4 protein-coding genes are annotated in these 3,531 nt (G+C 50.9%); all 4 read left to right on the top strand.

All coding sequences use genetic code 11. The features are described 5' to 3' along the window. On the top strand, nt 1-659 hold a 659-nt coding region (locus PHU49_15895; GenBank protein MDD5245491.1), incomplete at its 5' end, for a fumarylacetoacetate hydrolase family protein. 272 nt (nt 660-931) lie between these two features. Further along, a complete protein-coding gene (metG, locus tag PHU49_15890) occupies nt 932-1,261 on the top strand; it encodes a methionine--tRNA ligase subunit beta (protein MDD5245490.1) in 330 nt (109 codons plus the stop codon). Between the two features lie 109 nt (nt 1,262-1,370). Next, on the top strand, nt 1,371-2,972 hold the full coding sequence (locus tag PHU49_15885; protein MDD5245489.1) for a Na/Pi cotransporter family protein: 1,602 nt from the start codon (nt 1,371-1,373) through the stop codon (nt 2,970-2,972). A 254-nt stretch (nt 2,973-3,226) separates the two neighbouring features. Further along, nucleotides 3,227-3,430 (top strand): heavy-metal-associated domain-containing protein, encoded by a 204-nt coding sequence (locus PHU49_15880; protein ID MDD5245488.1) that lies wholly within the window; start codon nt 3,227-3,229, stop codon nt 3,428-3,430. Nucleotides 3,431-3,531: the final 101 nt, after the last annotated feature.

Raw genomic sequence — 3,531 nt, 5'->3', positions numbered from 1 at the left:
AGGCGTCGATGGGTATCTTTTATCCGACGAAGATCATTGCCATTGGCTTGAACTACATTGACCATGCAAAAGAATTGAACATGCCCATTCCTGAATACCCCATCATCTTTATGAAACCCCCGACATCAGTCATCAAAAGCGGGGACTCTATCCTGTATCCCGCACAGAGCAAAGAAGTGCACTATGAAGGGGAGCTTGCCATCGTCATTAAGGACAAGGCAAGATTTGTCAAGCAGGAAGACGCGCATCGCTTCATAGCCGGGTATACCTGCGCCAATGACGTTACGGCACGTGACCTGCAGAGGATCGATGGACAATGGACACGTGCAAAATCATTCGATACATTTTGCCCTCTCGGTCCGAGGGTCGCCTCCGACATCGACCCTCTGAACCTCGATATCGCAACGAGGGTCAACGGGATCACAAAACAGCATTCAAATACAAGGAACATGATCTTCAACGTCTTTTATCTGGTCTCCTATATCTCGGAGATCATGACCCTCCTGCCCGGCGACATCATTATCACGGGAACCCCTCCGGGGGTGGGCCCTGTTGTACCCGGCGACGAGGTAGAGGTAGAGATCGATGGCATCGGGATCCTTAAAAATAAAGTTATTGAGCAGAGAGCGGAGGGCGAAGAGCAGAGGGTGAGAGGATGAGAAGAGCAGAAAGCAGAGTACCACGGAAGGTACAAAGGGAAGAACCGAATGAGGGCATAGGCGTCGGGCTTTCCTGTAGCAAACCGTCGTGAGGCGAGGAAGCTCGGTCTTTTGCGAAGCAAAAGTTCCGAAGCCGAACGCGAGCGAATGTAAGCCGCTGGAGCGTATGAGCGTGTTTGCGAGGAAAGCCCGACGCCTATGCCCATCCTATGAGAAAGGCAGGGCATAGCTCATAGCTGAAAGCTGATAGCTAATTATACAAGGAGCAACACATGGATAACATCACCTTTGAAGACTTTATTAAGACGGATCTGAGGGTGGCAGAGATCAAGGCCTGTGAGGACATCGAAGGGGCCGATAAACTTTACAAGCTCACTATCGACGTGGGTGAAGAGCGCCTCATTGTCGCCGGCATCAAGCAGTATTACACGAAGGAAGAGCTTGTCGGCAAAAAGATCGCCGTTGTGACGAACCTTGAGCCGCGAAAGTTGAGGGGGATCATGTCGCACGGGATGCTCCTTGCAGCATCAAATGAAGACAAGTCATCGGTAGTGCTGCTCACCCTCGACAAGGCGATCCCCAACGGCAGCAAGATATCGTGAAATGCAGCAGACATCAAAGAATCAGGTTAAGGTTAAGGCTAAGGTTAAGCAAAATCTGGTTCTCCTCAACCTCAGCCTTAACCTGCTTCTTCTTGCTGTGAGCTGATGTATGATACATAGCATATTCCTTCTTTTGGCAGGTATTGCCCTTTTCCTCCTGGGCATGCTGAAACTGAGCACACAGATGCAAGGCGTATTCAGCTCCCGCATCCGGGGGTATATACGCTTCTCCGTCAAGAGGCCCTTTTATGGTCTCATCACGGGGCTTTTTACAACCATCATATTTCAGAGCAGTTCGGCGACAACGCTTCTCACCATGGGCCTCGTCAGCGCGGGCCTTATCAGCTTTTACCATTCCCTGGGAATTATCCTCGGCGCTGATATCGGCACGACGCTGACCGTGCAGCTTGTTGTCTGGAAGGTGACCGATGCCTCACCGCTTTTCCTCTTCGGCGGCATCATCCTTTATTTTGCCGGAAAGGGCCGGCTGAAGGTCATCGGCGAGGCCCTTCTTTATTTCGGGACGATATTCTACGGGCTCAGCCTCATCGGCGACGCTTCGACGCCGCTTAAAAACAGCCCCTTCTTCACCCAGTATTTCCTGAAGGCTCAAAACCCCTTTATGGGGCTCCTCATCGGCATTGTCTTCACTTCTATCGTCCAGGCATCCGCGATCCCCATCGGGGTGCTCGTGATCCTCAGCCAGCAGGGACTCGTTTCCATCGACAACGCGATCCCCATCGTCATCGGCGCGAATATCGGCACAACCGCCACGGCGCTCATCGGCAGCATAGCCGGCGATTTAAACGGCAGGAGAACCGCCCTTGCCCATCTTCTCTTCAAATGTTCCGGGGCGCTCGTTTGTCTCGTCTTTCTCTCTCCTTTCCTGTCGATCCTGAAAACCCTTTCATCCAGCATTGCCCAGCAGGTAGCCCTCGGTCATTTTCTTGTCAATGTAATCATAGTATGTCTGTTCATTTTCATCCTCCCACCTTTCTCGAATGTTGTCTGCAGGATCATCCCCGGCGACAAGAAGGTCCTCCCTCTCTGGCCGGAGTTCCTCGATCCCAAATGCCTCGTCCGCCCCGACAACGCCCTTGTCTGTGTGAAAAAAGAACTGAGCCGGGAGATCATGCTGGCCCAGAACATGCTGAAGGAAAGCCTGGATCTCGCCTATGAATACAAAGAGAACAGGCAGCGGAACATCATGTATATGGAACTTGTTATGGACAACCTTCAGGCAGAGATCACGAAGTACCTCTGGGGCATCTCCTGCGGTGAACTCTCACAGCCGCTGACGAAACGGCTCTTTGCCTTTTCTTCCTTCGCCTATGACATAGAACGGATGGGCGACCACTCCGTCAACCTTGCAGAACTGGCCGAACAAAAATACAAGCGCAAGGCCTATTTCACCGAAGCGGCCAAAGAAGAGCTCCGCGACATCGGGACACTTGTCATGGAAAACCTGTCCGATGCGGCGTCACTCATCGGGCACAAGGATCTCATGCTGATACGCGTTGTCGTTGAACGGGAGCGCAGGGTAGACGTTAAGATCAAAAAGGCCATCGAAAGACACCTGGAACGTTTCTACAAAAAGCTATGCGTTGCCGAGGCAGGCCCCATATACGTGGACATGCTCGTCAACCTCGAAAGGATATCGGACCACTGCCGCCTCATCGCCGAGCTGATTAACGGGCTCGACGAAGAATAACAAAGATCTCCCGCAGGGCAGGAGAAAGTGTTCACTACCATAGGTATATGTTTTCGTGCTATAATAGATCGGACATGGAAAAACGGAATGGGTATACGGCATAGCGCAAAGCGCATGGCGCATAGCAAAAAAGTGAGGCATAAGTCGGAAGGCGTGAGGGTGTAACCCAATAAACCCGATAAACTCGATAAACACCATAAACGGGTTTAATCGCTGTCAGCTTATAGCTATCAAACGACAAAGGAGGTAATATTATGGCAGAGGCAGTAATGAAGATAGAAGGCATGAGTTGCCAGCATTGCGTCATGGCAGTCAAGAAGGCACTTGGCGGCGTACCCGGTGTAGTCCAGAGTGACGTACAGATCGGAAGCGCAACCGTGCAGTACGATGACGCAAAGACAAAACAGAAAGACATTGAGGCGGCTATAGAAAAGGCAGGGTATAAAGTAGCAAAATGATGAAAGAAGAGAATTTCGAATTACTAATTTCGAAATTCTAAACAAGCACGAATGTTCCAATGTTCGAAACAATTGAACAAAATAACTATATCATTGCGGGC

The sequence above is a fragment of the Syntrophorhabdaceae bacterium genome (genome assembly GCA_028713955.1).
In the GTDB taxonomy this organism is placed as follows: Bacteria; Desulfobacterota; Syntrophorhabdia; order Syntrophorhabdales; family Syntrophorhabdaceae; genus UBA5609.
Note: the sequence above shows the minus strand (reverse complement) of the source record. Positions and strands in the feature narration are given on the sequence as shown.